This window comes from Streptomyces sp. NPDC045967 (assembly GCF_056430495.1).
Genome location: NZ_JBWKLE010000036.1, coordinates 1 through 14,448 on the forward strand (window position 1 = coordinate 1; position 14,448 = coordinate 14,448).

At 69.7% G+C, this 14,448-nt stretch carries 10 protein-coding genes and 3 pseudogenes; 6 read left to right on the plus strand and 7 right to left on the minus strand.

Annotated features, from left to right (window positions below):
• The 3 genes and pseudogenes from AC07FY_RS32570 to AC07FY_RS32580 all read left to right on the plus strand — a co-directional run.
• A pseudogene (locus AC07FY_RS32570) lies at window positions 1-366 on the plus strand (hypothetical protein); the annotation flags it as partial.
• 79 nt (window positions 367-445) lie between these two features.
• Entirely contained in the window at window positions 446-1,054 is a 609-nt protein-coding gene (locus AC07FY_RS32575; RefSeq protein WP_479013941.1) for a hemerythrin domain-containing protein, read from the plus strand.
• 230 nt (window positions 1,055-1,284) lie between these two features.
• Window positions 1,285-1,614 (plus strand): annotated as a pseudogene (locus tag AC07FY_RS32580) (DEAD/DEAH box helicase); the annotation flags it as partial.
• 121 nt (window positions 1,615-1,735) lie between these two features.
• On the opposite strand, the gene AC07FY_RS32585 reads toward AC07FY_RS32580, so the two are convergent.
• Both AC07FY_RS32585 and AC07FY_RS32590 read right to left on the minus strand, forming a co-directional pair.
• The gene (locus tag AC07FY_RS32585) at window positions 1,736-2,116 is read right to left on the minus strand and encodes an STAS domain-containing protein (RefSeq protein WP_479013944.1); all 381 of its coding nucleotides are present in this window, start codon (window positions 2,114-2,116) and stop codon (window positions 1,736-1,738) included.
• Window positions 2,106-3,380: a PP2C family protein-serine/threonine phosphatase gene (locus AC07FY_RS32590; RefSeq protein ID WP_479013965.1), complete on the minus strand. Its 1,275-nt coding sequence runs from the start codon at window positions 3,378-3,380 to the stop codon at window positions 2,106-2,108. Before AC07FY_RS32590 ends, AC07FY_RS32585 begins: the two co-directional genes overlap by 11 nt.
• A gap of 1,353 nt (window positions 3,381-4,733) precedes the next feature.
• Here AC07FY_RS32590 and AC07FY_RS32595 point away from each other — a divergent pair.
• Window positions 4,734-5,720, plus strand: coding sequence for an L-threonylcarbamoyladenylate synthase (locus tag AC07FY_RS32595; protein ID WP_479013947.1), 987 nt, complete (start codon window positions 4,734-4,736; stop codon window positions 5,718-5,720).
• 337 nt (window positions 5,721-6,057) lie between these two features.
• Here the strand turns inward: AC07FY_RS32595 and AC07FY_RS32600 are convergent, their stop codons facing one another.
• The 5 genes and pseudogenes from AC07FY_RS32600 to AC07FY_RS32620 all read right to left on the minus strand — a co-directional run bounded on the left by AC07FY_RS32600 (window position 6,058) and on the right by AC07FY_RS32620 (window position 9,101).
• The gene (locus AC07FY_RS32600) at window positions 6,058-6,180 is read right to left on the minus strand and encodes a hypothetical protein (RefSeq protein WP_479013950.1); all 123 of its coding nucleotides are present in this window, start codon (window positions 6,178-6,180) and stop codon (window positions 6,058-6,060) included.
• Window positions 6,181-6,211: 31 nt separating this feature from the next.
• Complete coding sequence (locus AC07FY_RS32605; protein WP_189602277.1) at window positions 6,212-6,433, minus strand: hypothetical protein; 222 nt, start codon at window positions 6,431-6,433, stop codon at window positions 6,212-6,214.
• Between the two features lie 162 nt (window positions 6,434-6,595).
• Window positions 6,596-7,306, minus strand: a pseudogene (locus AC07FY_RS32610) (Tn3 family transposase); the annotation flags it as partial.
• 161 nt (window positions 7,307-7,467) lie between these two features.
• A complete protein-coding gene (locus AC07FY_RS32615) occupies window positions 7,468-7,824 on the minus strand; it encodes an STAS domain-containing protein (RefSeq protein ID WP_479013953.1) in 357 nt (118 codons plus the stop codon).
• On the minus strand, window positions 7,821-9,101 hold the full coding sequence (locus tag AC07FY_RS32620; protein WP_479013956.1) for a PP2C family protein-serine/threonine phosphatase: 1,281 nt from the start codon (window positions 9,099-9,101) through the stop codon (window positions 7,821-7,823). The genes AC07FY_RS32615 and AC07FY_RS32620 overlap by 4 nt, the downstream gene beginning before the upstream one ends.
• A gap of 248 nt (window positions 9,102-9,349) precedes the next feature.
• On the opposite strand from AC07FY_RS32620, the gene AC07FY_RS32625 reads away from it, so the two are divergent.
• Both AC07FY_RS32625 and AC07FY_RS32630 read left to right on the plus strand, forming a co-directional pair.
• Window positions 9,350-13,531, plus strand: a complete 4,182-nt coding sequence (locus tag AC07FY_RS32625) for a SpoIIE family protein phosphatase (RefSeq protein ID WP_479013959.1) — start codon at window positions 9,350-9,352, stop codon at window positions 13,529-13,531.
• Entirely contained in the window at window positions 13,531-13,848 is a 318-nt protein-coding gene (locus AC07FY_RS32630; protein WP_479013962.1) for an STAS domain-containing protein, read from the plus strand. Before AC07FY_RS32625 ends, AC07FY_RS32630 begins: the two co-directional genes overlap by 1 nt.
• Window positions 13,849-14,448: the final 600 nt, after the last annotated feature.

Genomic DNA, 14,448 nt, shown 5'->3' on the forward strand with positions numbered 1-14,448 from the left:
AAGGCGGTGTGGGAGCTGCACCTGAACATGGAGCTGGAGCACCTGCGGATCGCGTGCGACCTGATGCGCCGGCACGACGGGCGCGAGCCGGAGGAAATCCTGGCCCCGGAACTGCCGAACGTGGTCACCTTCGAGCCGAACAAGGCCTACCTGCGCGATCTCCTGGCCACACAGATCGACCTCACGACGCTCGGTGCCGGCTACGTACGGGAGGCGCATGAGCGGTTCGAGGAGATGCAGGCGCAGATCCACGGGGGTGAGGCTCCTCCCAGCGACCGGGTCGTGGAGCAGCACCAGGAGATGTTCGGACGGGACTACCGCCTGGAGACCGAAGGGCCGCACCCCGACCCTGCCCAACGCGCGTGACCGGACCCGGTGGGACCATGCGGCCGGCGGCCGGGCGCCATGCGGCGCCGGGCGCACACCCCAGCTTCAGGAGGATGCCGTGAAGGACGTCAAGGACGAAGAGAAGCAGGTCGGTGACCCCGCGGCTGGCGAGGACGTGGTGGCTCTCCTTGTGCGTCAGCACGGGCAGATCCACAGTCTCTTCGACGAAGTACGGCTGAGTGGGGGGGAGGACCGCAAGGCCGCCTTCCACCGTCTGGTCCGGCTCTTGGCCGTCCACGAGACGGCCGAAGAGGAGATCGTGCATCCGCTCGCCCGCGGCGCCTTCGAGGGCGGCGACGACGTCGTACAGGAACGGCTTGCCGAGGAGAACGCGGCCAAGGAGATGCTGGCGAGCCTTGACGGCATGGACACCGGCGACCCGAAATTCATGCCGATGCTGCTCTCTCTTCGAGACGCCGTCCTCGCGCACGCCCGAGCCGAGGAACGCTACGAATTTGCCCAGCTGCGTCGTACCACTTCCCCGGTCCGCCTCATGGCCATGGCGAAGGCGGTCAGGGCAGCGGAGAAGACGGCGCCGACCCGCCCCCACCCCGGGGTGGAGAGCGCGTCGGCCAACATGATGCTAGGCCCCATGGCCGCGCTGGTGGACCGGACCCGTGACGCCATCCGCGGGGCCATGGACAAGGGCGACGACCCGGACGCCTGAAGGACTGCCTCGCAGACTCGATCCGGGCGGGGCCGGCGCCCGAAGACCAGGATCCTTGCCACAGGCGGAGACGCCGTCCGGCTGCTGGAGCACGTCGGGGAGCATGGGGCGGATCGCTTGTCCGGTGTCCGGGGACAGGCCCTGCGGCAGACGTCCTCTTCGCGATGCTCCGAGACGGCACCTTCTACGAACCCCAACCCGCCCCATCAGCTTGACCAAACCCATAGCGCCCCCCGCAGGACGCAGTGTGCGAAGTCCCGTTCGGCGGCGGCCCCTTCCCAGTCGGGCAGCACATGGCCAACCTCCGGCGCAATGGCGGTCTCGGGAAGGACCCGCAGCGGGCCGCCGCACGCGTGGAGCATCTGGCTGCGATCGACCCGGACTGGAACGGCCCCTGGCCTCTCAACTGGCAGCGCCACTACCGGGTGCTCGCCGACCTGGTCGACGCCGACGGCTACCTACCATACGTCGCGCCGGGCGTCGTCTTCGACGGCGACGACATCGGCACGTGGCGATGTCGGCAGCAGGAGCCGGGCACCTGGGCGCAGCTCCTCCCCGAGTAGCGGGCCACCGGGTCAGCGGGCGGCGATGAGGCTGACGCAGGTGAGGACCAGGGCCCCGGTCATCCCGGCCGCCGTGATCGAGACAGCAAGGGCGGGCGGCGGAGGGAGACCGTGACCGTCAGGGGGCGGGCTGTCGGTGAGCGGCGTGAGCGGCCTGGGCCTGCTCGGTGCTGGGGTGGAGGGTGAAGACGGCGTCCGTGCCGGTGAGGGACAGCAGCCGCATGGTCTGAGTGGGTACGGCGGCCAGGGCGAGGCTGCCGCCTGCTGCGATGGCGTGTCGGCGTAGCCGGAGCAGGGTGTTGAGGCCGGAGGAGTCGCAGAAGGTGACCTGGGACATGTTCAGGACCAGGTGGGGATGGGCGGCCAGCACGGTGGTGGCCTGCTCGCTCAGGCTTTGAACGGTGTGGATGTCCAGCGCGCCGGTGACGGAGGCGACGGCCAGGCCGTCGCGGGTCTTAGTCAGTACCAGTTGCGGTTGCGGTTGCGGGTCACAGTTCACCGGTGGGCCCCCTTGTGACGCTGCTCGATACGGTAGTGGTCGCCCCCGGGAGGCCGGCGAGGGCCGCCGCGCGGCCCGCGAGGTGCGGGCTAGGGCCGATCCATTCGCAGAAAAGGACGGTGGCGTCGTCCTGCAGGTGGCCGTCGTGGTGGTCGAGAACGGCGTGGATGAGGCGGCGCAGCGTTTCGGGGACGGGCAGGCCGTCGGCGTGATGGCGGATGAGGAAGTCGGTGAACCGGGCGAGTCCGAATTCCTGGTCACCGGTGCGGCGGGCTTCGGTGATGCCGTCGGTGTACAGCACGAGCCGGTCGCCCGGTTCCAGCTGGTGGCGGCACAGACGGGCGGGAAGACCCAGGTTGGTGCCCATCGGGTGGGCGGGCGGGCAGTCCAGGAGAGTGCTCCAGCGGCCGCCACGGATGATCACCGGCGGGTGATGGCCCCGGTTGACCCACGTCAACACGCCCGTGCGCGTGTCGAGTTCGGCAAGGATGCCGGTGACGTAGCGGGACTGACCGAACTGCTCGATGACCGCCTGCTCAATCCTCTCGCTGATCTCCACCAACCCGGCTCCTTGGCGGCGCGAATTGCGGCAGGCGCCCATGGCCAGGTTGGCGGTCAGCCCAGCGGCCGTGTCATGCCCCATCGCGTCGAAGAGCGACAGGTGCACCACATGCCCGGCGGTCGCGTAGTCGTAGGCGTCCCCGCTGATCTTGTATGCAGGTTCCATCGCCGCCGAGATCATCACCCGTCCGTCCGCGTACGTGGGAGGCGGCATCAGGTGCCACTGCATCTCGGCCGCGAGGTTCAGCGGCCGAGTGCGAGTCAACCGGGCATGGGAGTCACTGCTGCGCCGCTTGCTGTCGATGATCAGAGCGACCAGAGCCGAGAGCAGCTCCATGTCCTCCACAGCCCGCCGGTCATCGAGGGCCGTGGTGATCCGCAGGACGCCCAGGCGCTCGGTGCCGTCGACCAGAGGTACCCACCAGCAGCCCCCGCCCCCGTCCGAGTCGGCGCCGGGCAAAATGTGCCCGTACTGGAACGCGCGCCCCGCCACGGTTCCCTCGATCTTCAGCTCCATCTCCTCACCGACCTCCGCGTCGGTGTCGAGGTCCTCGCCGGACAGCAGGCGCATGACATCACCCTGCAGATCCACCAGATAAATCAATACCTGAGTGAAGCCGGCCTCCGCCGCGTGTTCGGCGGTCTTGGTCGGCAAAAGCTCCAGGGGCATCAGGTGGCTCGCCGACAGCAGGCCCGCCAGCATGCGCCGCCCATGTGTGTCGCGGTCCCAGTCGTTCACAGCAATGGCACCTTTGCTCCTCGGACCCAGCCGACACACTGCCGATCCCCGATGCACCGGTGCCCGTGCCCCCACTCTCCTCCTCCAGCGCCCGGACGGACAACCAAAAACACACCAAAGGGATCCACAGTGCGGCAAGAACGAATTTTGCAAGGGGCTGTCTACCTTGTGATCAACGGTTGCGGGGCAGGAAGCCACGCCAGCCGTTGGCCCGGCGCTCGCGCTCCAGAACCGCCTGCGACAACGAGACGGACTTGGCCGCAGAGCCTGCTCTCCCACCGCCAGCAAGGGTCCGCCCGGGCGTGTGAGGGGAGCAGCACCGCGAACATCACGGCTGCCGAAGTGATGACCGTCGCCCCCACAGATTCGCCTGGTACAAGGAATCCGTCCGCTACAACTGGCGCAACGGCGAAGAACTCATACCCACCACCCGGCTGGACAAAGACCCCGCCCCCCGAGAGCACGCCACACACCGAGGATCACTGAAACTGCGCACTACTCAACCAACCTGAGCAACCACAGCCAGGCCACAAACACAGCAGGTCAGACGGCTGCCGTACCCAGACACTACGCAGAGTCAGTGAGCCACCGCAGCACCAAGCCGCTCAACCAACCTGCACAACCCCAGGTCACAAGCATGACGACTGCGCAATTTCACTGATCCGCGACACTAGGTTGATTACGGGACCCGGCAGGAGCTGCCCGCGGCGACGTCGCGCGGTGGGCATCGAGACCCAACGCGCGTTCGTCGCCAGAATCTCGCGCTGACGTCATGGACAGTTCCTGGACGGGGTCTTACTCCGATCGCAGTCCGTCAGCGTTGACAGCCGTCACGCCCTTGACCCTCCTGGCGATAGCGACGGCCGTTCCTTCTGAACACTGGTCAGGATCACGTTACTTGAGCCGGCCAGGACCAGCCGCCACTGCGCTTCGTCGCCGGCGCCATCGAAGGCGTCTCGGCCAAGGCACGGGAACTCCTCGCCCAGGCCGAAGCCTCCCGCGAACTGGGCGGCAACCTGGCACACGACGACACCAACGCCTGACACAGCCTTGGGGAGCATCGGTACAGGGCGGCACCGCCCGCAAGGCCAAGCCGTTGATCTTGGTCTGATCGTGCTCGGAGCGGTCCGGGCTGTCCCGGGGTGAATCACCCCGGGGGTATCGCCGAGGTGAGCCCAAAGGGCCATGGAATGATCTTCGAGGGCGGATGGCTCGCCGGTGCGGCTCCAGAGGATCAAGGGGTCGTGGGCGGCGCACCGCGTCGACGGTTGGCGCTGAGGTTGATCATGACCGTCGCCGGTCCTTGAGGCCCCTAGGATGGCGAGGGTGAGGGCAAGAACCAGTGACATCGAGAAGGCGGCTGGTGTGCTGCGCGCCGGGGGCCTGGTGGCTCTCCCGACCGAGACCGTCTACGGACTGGGCGCCAACGCCGAGGACCCCGCCGCCGTCTCGCGCATCTTCCAGGTCAAGGGACGTCCGCCCTCGCACCCGCTGATCGTCCACATCAGCGGCCCGGAGCACCTGGACGACTGGGTCCAGGAGGTACCCGCGACGGCCCGCCTGCTGGCCGAACGCTTCTGGCCGGGACCCCTCACGCTGGTCCTGCGGCGCGGGCGCCGGGTGCCTCTGGAGGCGACCGGTGGCTTGGAGACGGTGGCCGTGCGCGTGCCCGACCACCCCGTCGCACTCGCGCTGCTGTCGGCCTTCAGTGCCGGTGTCACGGCCCCGTCCGCCAACCGCTTCGGCTCGGTCAGCCCCACGACCGCGGACGACGTCCGTGCCGAGCTCGGCGACGCCGTCGACTTCGTGCTGGACGGCGGCCCCTGTGAGGTCGGTGTCGAGTCGACCATCGTCGACGCCACCGGCGAGATCCCCGCCATCCTGCGGCCCGGCGGGGTGACGCGCGAGGACCTCGAAGCGGTGCTGGGGTGCCCGCTCGCGGTCCCCGCGACCAGCCACATCCGGGTGCCGGGCCAGCATCCGTCGCATTATGCGCCGCGAGCGCGGGTCGTCCTGGTCGCGCCGGACAAGGTCGTCGCCGAGGCGGAGCAGGCGCAGGAACTGGGGCACCGGGTCGGCGTCTTCCTTCCTGCCGCCTTCGCCGACGCTGCGGTGAAGGCGCACGCGGTGGTGGTGGTCCCCGGTTCGATGGCCGCCTACGCGCGCGGGCTGTACGGGTTCCTGCGCGAGCTCGACCAGCAAGGGTGCGACCTCATCGTTGCGTCACTGCCGGTGGAGGAGGGGCTGGGACTGGCGATCGCCAACCGGCTCCGCCGCGCCGCGGGGCCCCGGACCACCGTGTGACCAGCGCCGACGCCATGCCCTTACTGCTCCCGGGCGCGGGGGCCGGGCGGATTCGTGGCGGATTCGGCTGAGCTACCGTCGGTCTGGCAGGCCGGGCACAGCTCATGCCGCCCGGCGTCGGTGACGACCGTTCCCCATCCCCGGCACCCCTCGCAGCCCGCGGCCCGCGCCAGATCGGCGCGGGGGGGCAGTGCTGGGTGCGTGGTCGGCTCCGTGAGCCATCGGGTAGTGCCCTTTCCGGGTGATCGAGCGGTGAACCCGGTGGGTTTCCCCCTCCACGTATACGGGTCTGCTCCGACCGGGGCACATCACGTAGGGGCAGCCACGGCCGGGATGGTCAGGACGCGGCAGGGACCGCCGCGTCGAGGCCGCGAGAGGCGACGAGCTGTGCACTGCCGTCGGCCAGCCGGTAGGCGCCCCCGACCGGCCACGAGGCCGGGCAGGGGCGGCGCAAAGCCATACGGCGGCTCCCGGTAGGGCGGGGCCGACCATCAGTCCTTGGCGATGGCCATGCCGAGGAAGATCCCGACCAGCAGTGCGACGCTGCCGGTGGCCATCACGGCCCACGTCCCGGTCTGCGTCGCGGTGAACGTCGAGGTCATTCCTGCCTGTGCCGCCGCCTGAGTGGACTGCGCGCCGGCCATGGCCGCTTCCTGGACGGCCAACCCCGTCTCCAGCTTCTGGATCTTGCTCTCCAGCTCCGACTGCTCCATCGTGCGGTTCCTCTCTGACGGTGTGCCGGGCTGATTCCGGCATCACCGTCCATCGGTTCCCCACCTGCCATGCACAGCCGCGCTGGCCGCCTGCGGAGCACCCGTTTGCCGACGGCCGTCCTGCCAAGGACCTCGACCAGCGGCCACCACTCCCGGCTCGGGTCAGTCCTCCTCCGCTCCGACTGCGTCCTCGTCGTCGTCCTGCCCAGGGGCATCCGGGTCGCGCAGCGGGCGCAGGGTGCCGCCGGCGGGGACGGAGGCGGTGAAGCTGTAGCGGCCCAGCACGTTGAGGTTCTTGTGCTTCAGCGGGGAGAGCCGTGCGACGTCCTCGTCGCGGATCTCGTGGCCCTCTGCCCGCAGCGCCGCAACGGCGGCGTCGATGTACTTCGTGGTCCACAGCACGACGGCGTTCAGGACCAGGCCGAGCGAGCCGAGCTGGTCCTCCATCCCGTCCCGAGACGCCTGGTGGATGGTGCCGCGCTTGCCGTGGCACAGGTCCCGGGCGAGCTTGTGGCGGGACTCTGCACGGTCGGCTGCCGGTTCATCTGACGGCGGTAGGTGTCGTCGACCGGGTGGACCACCGCGAGCAGGTGCAGGGTCTTGGCGATCCGCCCGTACTCGGCGAACGCCAGCCCCAGCGGCGTCGGCCGCCCGTCACGGCCGAACATCCGCAGCAGGTCATAGGCCCGGACCTGGTTTGGTGACCAGAGAGCCGGCCACCCGCAGCATGTCCGGCCAGTGCGTGATCACCTTGTTCAGGTTCACCCGGTTCCGCGCGATGGCCTCCAGCGGCCCGTACGAGCCGGTCTCCACCCCGGGCAGGCTGGCCCGCCAGAACCGCTGGTCGTCCAGGTCACGGAACCGCGGGCTGAAGTTGGGGTCCAGCCAAGGTGAGCCCAAAAGCCGCCACGGGATGATCTTGAAGCGCTGAGGGGTGCGGGACGAACGTTGCTATCAGCTGGTCGTTTGGCTGGGCCGCTGGACCCCGTTCAAGACAGGGCGGGGCGTGGGCAGGGAGGGATCGTCGAGGGCGTTCAGGAAGAGATGTCACTGATGGCGTGTTCGACGGTGGGCCGGAAGGTGAAGACCTGGTCGAGGCCGACAGTGCGGAAGATGCGCGTCAGATCGGGGTTCATCCCGGCGAGGACCAGTCGGGAGGCGGTTGCTTGGGCCCGGTGGTAAGCGGTGACGAGCACGGTGATGCCGGTGGAGTCGCAGTAGGTGAGGTGCGACAGGTCGATGATCAGGTGAGCGCTGGGCCCGAGAGGGGTCTCGTCCAGGGTGCGGAGGAGATCGGGTGCGGTGTGGTGGTCGAGATCGCCGGTCACTGTCAGCACCGTGATGCCCAAGGGGTGGGTGCGGCAGGTGACGGTCAAGGTGGTGTCGGTCACCGGTTCTCCTGTGCGGGCGGGTCGGGGCGGTGGGAGGGGACGGACAGGGCGAGCAGCGCGGTGTCGTCGCTGATTCCGGTGCCCAGATCGGTGAGGAGTTTGTCCACCGTGCTGAGCAGGCCGTCGGCTCCCTGCGGGGCGGCGGTGGACAGGTGGTGGGCCAGTCCGTCGTCGCCGAGCATGGTGCCCTGGGGTGTGCGGGCTTCGGTGAGGCCGTCGGTGTACAGCAGCAGGGTGTCGCCGGGGTGCAGGCGGGTGGTGGCCTGGGCGAAGTGAGGGTCGGGCAGGATGCCTATGAGCTGTCCGCCGGTGGTGGGGAGGGGTTCGACGGTGCCGTCGGCCCGTACGGCGAGGGCCGGGGGGTGGCCGCCGCCGGCGAGGGTGAGGATGAAACCGTCCTGGTCGGGCTGGAGCACGCCGAAGACGGCGGTGCAGTAGCGGGGGCTGCCGCCTTGGTATTCGCTTTTGAGGACGGTGTCGAGGTTGGTCAGCACGGTGCACGGGTTGGGGTCGTAGATGGCTGCGGCGCGCAGGGTGTAGCGGGTCAGGGAGGTCAGGGCGGCGGCTTCGGCGCCCTTACCGCACACGTCGCCCAGGAAGAACGCCCAGCGGTCGTCGCCGAGGGGGAAGAGGTCGTAGAAGTCGCCGCCGACCTCGTCCAGGGAGGCGGGGCGGTATGCCGCGGCTGTGTCCAGGCCGGGCACGACGGGCAGGGCGGAGGGCAGCAGGGTCTGTTGCAGGGTGCGGGCCAGTCGCTCGGCCGCGGTGCGCATCTCCCGCTCTGCTACGACGGTGCGCAGCGCGGAGAGCCGCAGTTCCAGCTGGTCCATCGCCAGCGCGGCGAGGTCGGTCAGTGTGGCTGTCTGCTCCTCGGTGGCCTCGCGTGGCCGGGTGTCCAGCACGTTGACTGTTCCCAGGCGCTCGCCGCTCGCGGTGGTGATGGGCGCGGCCGCGTAGAACCGCACGCCCAGTTCGCCATGGACCAGCGGGTTGCCGACCGTACGCGGATCGGTGAACGCGTCGGGCAGCACGTATGGGGCGCCGTGGAGGATAGCCGAGGCGCACAGGCCGGGGTCGCGTGCGACCTGCTCGATGCCTTCCAGCCCGTGTGCGGCCTTGAACCACACCCGGTCGGTGTCGACGATCGTCACGGTGGCGATGGGTGTGTCGAAGATGCGTGCGGCCAGTGCGGCGATCTTGTCGAATGCGCCGTCGGGAGGGGTGTCCAGGATGCGGTAGCGGTGCACCGCCGCCAGCCGCCGCTGCTCCTCGTCCATGGGCTCCCCAGGGAAGGGGGGGAGAGCGTCCGTCATCGTCACTGCTACCTCCCCCGCCTGTTCTCCGGTCCGGTGCCGTTCGCCTGGTGGTGAGGCGGCTGTCCTATCCTACGGATTGCGTCACCGAACTCCGAGGGGCCCCCGGCGCCCGTATTCCTCTCGGGCGCAGGCCAGCGGAGGGCGTCGCGGGCGTGGTCGGCGTCAGCGGCGGCTGTCGGGATGGACGGGTGTGGAGGAAAGGGTGTCCAGTGACGCGTTTTGACGGCGCCGAGTACGAGCCGCCGGCAGGGGCCGGGACCGATGTGTTCGCCGCCGACGACGAGGTGGGCCGGGATCTCGCGGCGGTGGACTGGGCGCAGACCCCCCTCGGGCCGCGGGAAGGGTGGCCGCAGAGCTTGCGGACAGCCGTGAGCATCCTGCTGTCGTCGCGCTTTCCGATGTGGATGGCGTGGGGGCCGCAGCTGACGTTCTTCTGCAACGCCGCCTACCGCAAGGACACGCTGGGTCAGAAGTACCCCTGGGCGCTGGGCCGGCCGGCGAGCGAGGTGTGGGCTGAGATCTGGGACGACATCGGCCCGCGGATCGAGACCGTGCTGTCCACGGGGAAGGCGACCTGGGACGAGGCTCTGCTGCTGTTCCTGGAACGCTCGGGCTTCAGGGAGGAGAGCTACCACACCTTCTCCTACAGTCCTCTGCGTGACGACGCCGGCGCGGTGGTCGGCATGTTGTGCGTGGTCAGTGAGGACACCGAGCGGGTGATCGGTGACCGGCGGATGGCGACGCTGCGGGATCTCGGCTCCGATCTGAGCGTGGTGCGCACCGAGCAGGAGGTGCTGGCTTTCGCCAGCCGGCAGCTCGGCCGTAATTTGCGCGCCCTGCCCTTCACGCTGACCTATCTGTTCGACGACGACGACGGCGGCGGTGCGCGGCTGGCCGCTGCGACCGGCATCCGGGCCGGGCATCCGGCCGCTCCGGTGACGCTGCCGGTCGGCGATCGGGGCGGTGTGTGGCCCGCGGCGGCACCGGCCCGGGGAGAGGCAGCGCTCGTGGCGCTCGACGGCGTCCCGTTTGAGGGACTGCCGACGGGGGACTGGTCGGAGCCCCCGGTGCAGGCGCTGGTGATGCCGCTCCTGCAGCAGGGCAGCCGGCCGTACGGGTTCCTGGTGGCCGCATTGAACCGCTACCGCCCACTGGACGACGGCTACCGGGGGTTCGTCGAACTGGTCGCCGGGCATCTCGCGGCGGGGATCGCCAGCGCCCGCAGCTACCAGGCCCAGCAGCAGCGGGCGGAGGAACTGGCCGAGCTGGACCGTGCCAAGACCACGTTCTTCTCCAACATCAGCCACGAGTTCCGCACCCCGCTCACGTTGATCATGGGGCCGGTGGAGGAGCTGCGCGGCCGGCTGGCCGAGGCCGACGAGCGGACACGCGAGGAGGTTGAGGCCATCGGCCGCAACGGGCTGCGCCTGAGCAAGCTGGTCAACACACTGCTGGACTTCTCCCGCATCGAGGCCGGTCGCATGCAGGCACGCTACGAGCCGGTCGACCTGGCCGTGCACACCGCCGAACTCGCCAGCGTCTTCCGCTCCGCCATCGACAAAGCCGGCCTGGTCCTCGACGTCGACTGCCCCCCGCTGGACGAACCGGTCCACATCGACCGCGGCATGTGGGAGAAGGTGATCCTCAACCTGCTCAGCAACGCGCTGAAGTTCACCTTCGACGGCTCGATCCGCGTCGCCGTGCGCGCCGAGGACGCCCATGCGGTGATCACCGTCGCCGACACCGGCATCGGCGTGGCCGCCCAGGAGATGCCCCAGCTGTTCGAACGCTTCCACCGCGTCGAGAACGCCCGCTCGCGCTCCAACGAGGGCAGCGGCATCGGACTCGCCCTGGTGAAGGAACTCATCGGCCTCCACGGCGGCACGATCACCGCGGACAGCACCGAGAACAAGGGCACCTGCTTCACCATCCGCCTGCCCTTCGGCACAGCCCACCTGCCCGCCGAGTTCCTCGCGCCCGCCGCGGACACCGGCGCGGCCTCCGCCACCGCAGACCCTTACGTCCAAGAGGCGCTGCGCTGGCTGCCCGACCAGGACACCACCTCACTCGCGCCAGACGTCGCGGCGATCTCCTCCGACCGCACCGCGCCCGCCTCCGGCACGAGCCAGGCCGCCCCGGCACGCGTGCTGATCGCTGACGACAACGCCGACATGCGCGAATACCTCACCCGCATCCTCAAAGGGGCCGGCTACCAGGTGAGCGCCGTGGGCGACGGCCAACAGGCCCTGGAGACCCTCCGCAAAGACGCCCCCGACCTGGTGATCAGCGACGTGATGATGCCCCGCCTGGACGGCCTCTCCCTGGTCAGGGCACTGCGCACCGACTCGCGTACCGCGGCCCTGCCCGTGCTGCTGCTGTCCGCCCGGGCAGGGCAGGAGGCATCCATCGAGGGCCTGCAGGCCGGAGCCGACGACTACCTGGTCAAACCCTTCGCCGCCGCCGAACTGCTGGCACGGGTACGGGCGAACGTGGAACTGGCCCACTTGCGCAACCACCACGCCCGCTGGCGCACCGCACTGGTGGACTCCCTGCAGGAGGCGTTCTTCGTCTGTGACGAGGACGGCGCCGTCATCGAGATCAACACCGCCTTCACCAACATCCTCGGCTACGGCCCCGAGAACCTGCCCTACACACCGATCCACCCCTGGTGGCCGGACGCCACCACCGACTCCGAGGCCCACGCACAGGTCGCCGACGCCTTCTCCCTGCTGCTCGGCCGGACGCAGGGCAGCTACACCATCCCCGTCACGCACCGCGACGGCCACCGGGTGTGGGTGAGCGCCATGTTCAACCACACCCAGGACCCGGACACCGGCCGCAGCGTGGTGGTCGGAACCTTCCGCGACGTCACCGCAGAGCACTACGCCATCCAGCGCGAAAGCGCCCACGCAGCCCTGAGCATTAGCCTGTCCCGGGCTGCGAACCTGTCTGAGGCACTGACCGGCGCCCTGGACGAACTGAAAGACCTCTGGAACGCCCAGTGGGTCCTGGCCGCCGTCTTCGACCACGGCGACGAGCCCGCCCTGACCGCCACCGACCCGTCAGTGGCCTGGCAACGACTGTCTGTCGAACGCCGTCGGCTCCTGACCGAGCTGCGTCGGCAACCCCTGCTGACCCCAGTCGCCGACCACACCGGCGCCGGCCTCCTCCTGGAGCACCCCAACGGCCCCCTGGCCCTGTGGATCGAACTGGACGAGCACCGCCCGTTCACCAGCGAGGACCATCTGCTGCTGTCACTGCTGGCCGGATACCTCGCCCAGGGCCTGGTCCGCGTCCATCAGATCGACCAGCAACGTGAGACCGCGATCGAACTGCAGCGCGCCATCCTCGGCCCCTCGACCCTCCCCACCGGTTTCGCCGTCCGCTACGAACCCGCCACCCAGCCCCTGGAAGTCGGTGGCGACTGGTACGACACCGTTAATCTCCCCGACGGCCGCATCGGCATCGTGGTGGGCGACTGCGTCGGCCGCGGCCTCAAAGCCGCCACCGTCATGGGCCAACTGCGCAGCGCCTGCCGCGCCCTGCTCCTGCAGGACGCCAGCCCCGCCCGCACACTCATGGCCCTGGACCACTTCGCCGCAGGCATCCCCGGCGCACTGTGCACCACCGTCTTCTGCGGCGTCCTCGACCCCGAAACCGGACACCTGACCTACTCCAGCGCCGGCCACCCGCCCGGCATCCTCGCCCACCCCGACGGCACCACACACCTGCTCGAAGAGGGACGATCGACCCCGCTCGCCGTCCGGCCCGGCTTCCCACGCCCCGAAGCCGGGCGCACCATGCCCGCCCGCGCCACCCTGCTGCTCTACACCGACGGCCTCGTGGAACGCCGACGCCGCTCCCTCACCACCGGTATCGACCAGGCCGGCGAAGCCGTCCAGGACGGCCGCGAGGAGGCCGTCGACGACCTCGCCACGCGGGTCATGACCCGCATGGCACCGGCAGGTGGTTACGACGATGACGTCGCCCTTCTGCTCTACCGCCACCCCGCGCCGCTGGAAATGACCTTCCCCGCCGAATCGTCCCAACTCGCACCCGTCCGCAAAGCCCTGCGCACCTGGCTCGAGCGGTGCCAGCTGCCCCCGCACACCGCGCAGAACGTCCTGGTCGCCGTCGGCGAAGCGTGTGCCAACGCCATCGAGCACGGCCACCGTCACGCTCCCGGCGACACCGTCCGCCTACGCGCCGAAGCCTTCGCAGACGACCTGCACCTCACCGTCACCGACACCGGCCGCTGGAAAACGCCCCGGCCCGAGTCCAACACCCACCGCGGCCGCGGCGTGACCCTGATGCGCGCCATGATGCAGCAGGTCACCATCACCCCCAGCCCGTCGGGCACCACCGTCGACATGCACACGAGGACCGCCTGATGACCACCCCACTCACTCTCACCCCCGGCCATCGCCCGGACGGCACGGCACTGCTGACAGCCGCCGGTGAGATCGACATGAACAACGCCGACGTCCTCGCCGATGCCCTCGACAACACAACAGGCCCCCTCTTCCTCGACCTGACAGCCGTCGAATACCTCGACAGCGCTGGCCTGAGCATCCTGTTCGCCCACGCCCACCGCATCGAAATCATCGCCACCTCTCTCCTGGTACCTGTCCTGACCATTTCCGGACTCACCGACCTGACCACCCTCCACGGCCCGGACCCCGCACGCCCGCTCCCCCCAGAGCGCTGAGACCTTCGCCGACGTCAGCCTGCTGGCCGACTCCGCCGGTGCTCCGGGCCGCCCCCGCTTTCTCATAGCTGCTGGACCTCACCGGCCTCAGCCCCCTGCTACCCGCCCACCCCACCGCCACCCACGCCCTCCTGGCGCACACCAGCAGCCAGAACAGAACACGGCCACCGCCTGACCCCTGCGGCGGCCGCCAGGCAAATTGGGGGACGGCCGCATCTGGTATCCGAGGGACGTCCGGTTCGCCGCGTGTTGCCTCGCACTGGCGGGTCCCTTCCCTGTGGGACCCGACAGTGACCTCGGGCGTCCTACACACCTCGACCCCGTGTGACGCACAAGAGCCCCGGACCGCACGGTCCGGGGCTCTTGTGTGCACGTATCCGCCTCGCTCAACATTTGCGGCCGCCCGTTGAGAGCGCGGGCCGTGTACCGCCTTGGAGCCGACGGGGGCCTGCGGCTGCCGCGAGGGACGTGCAGGGTGGCTCAGAGGTGACGGGCCTGTGCGGCAGAGGAGTCCTCGTCGTAGGAGTCGCGGCTGCCGGACTTGGCCAGCCCACGGCTGATCATGTATCCCACGGTCAGGATCACGATGTACAGCCATGC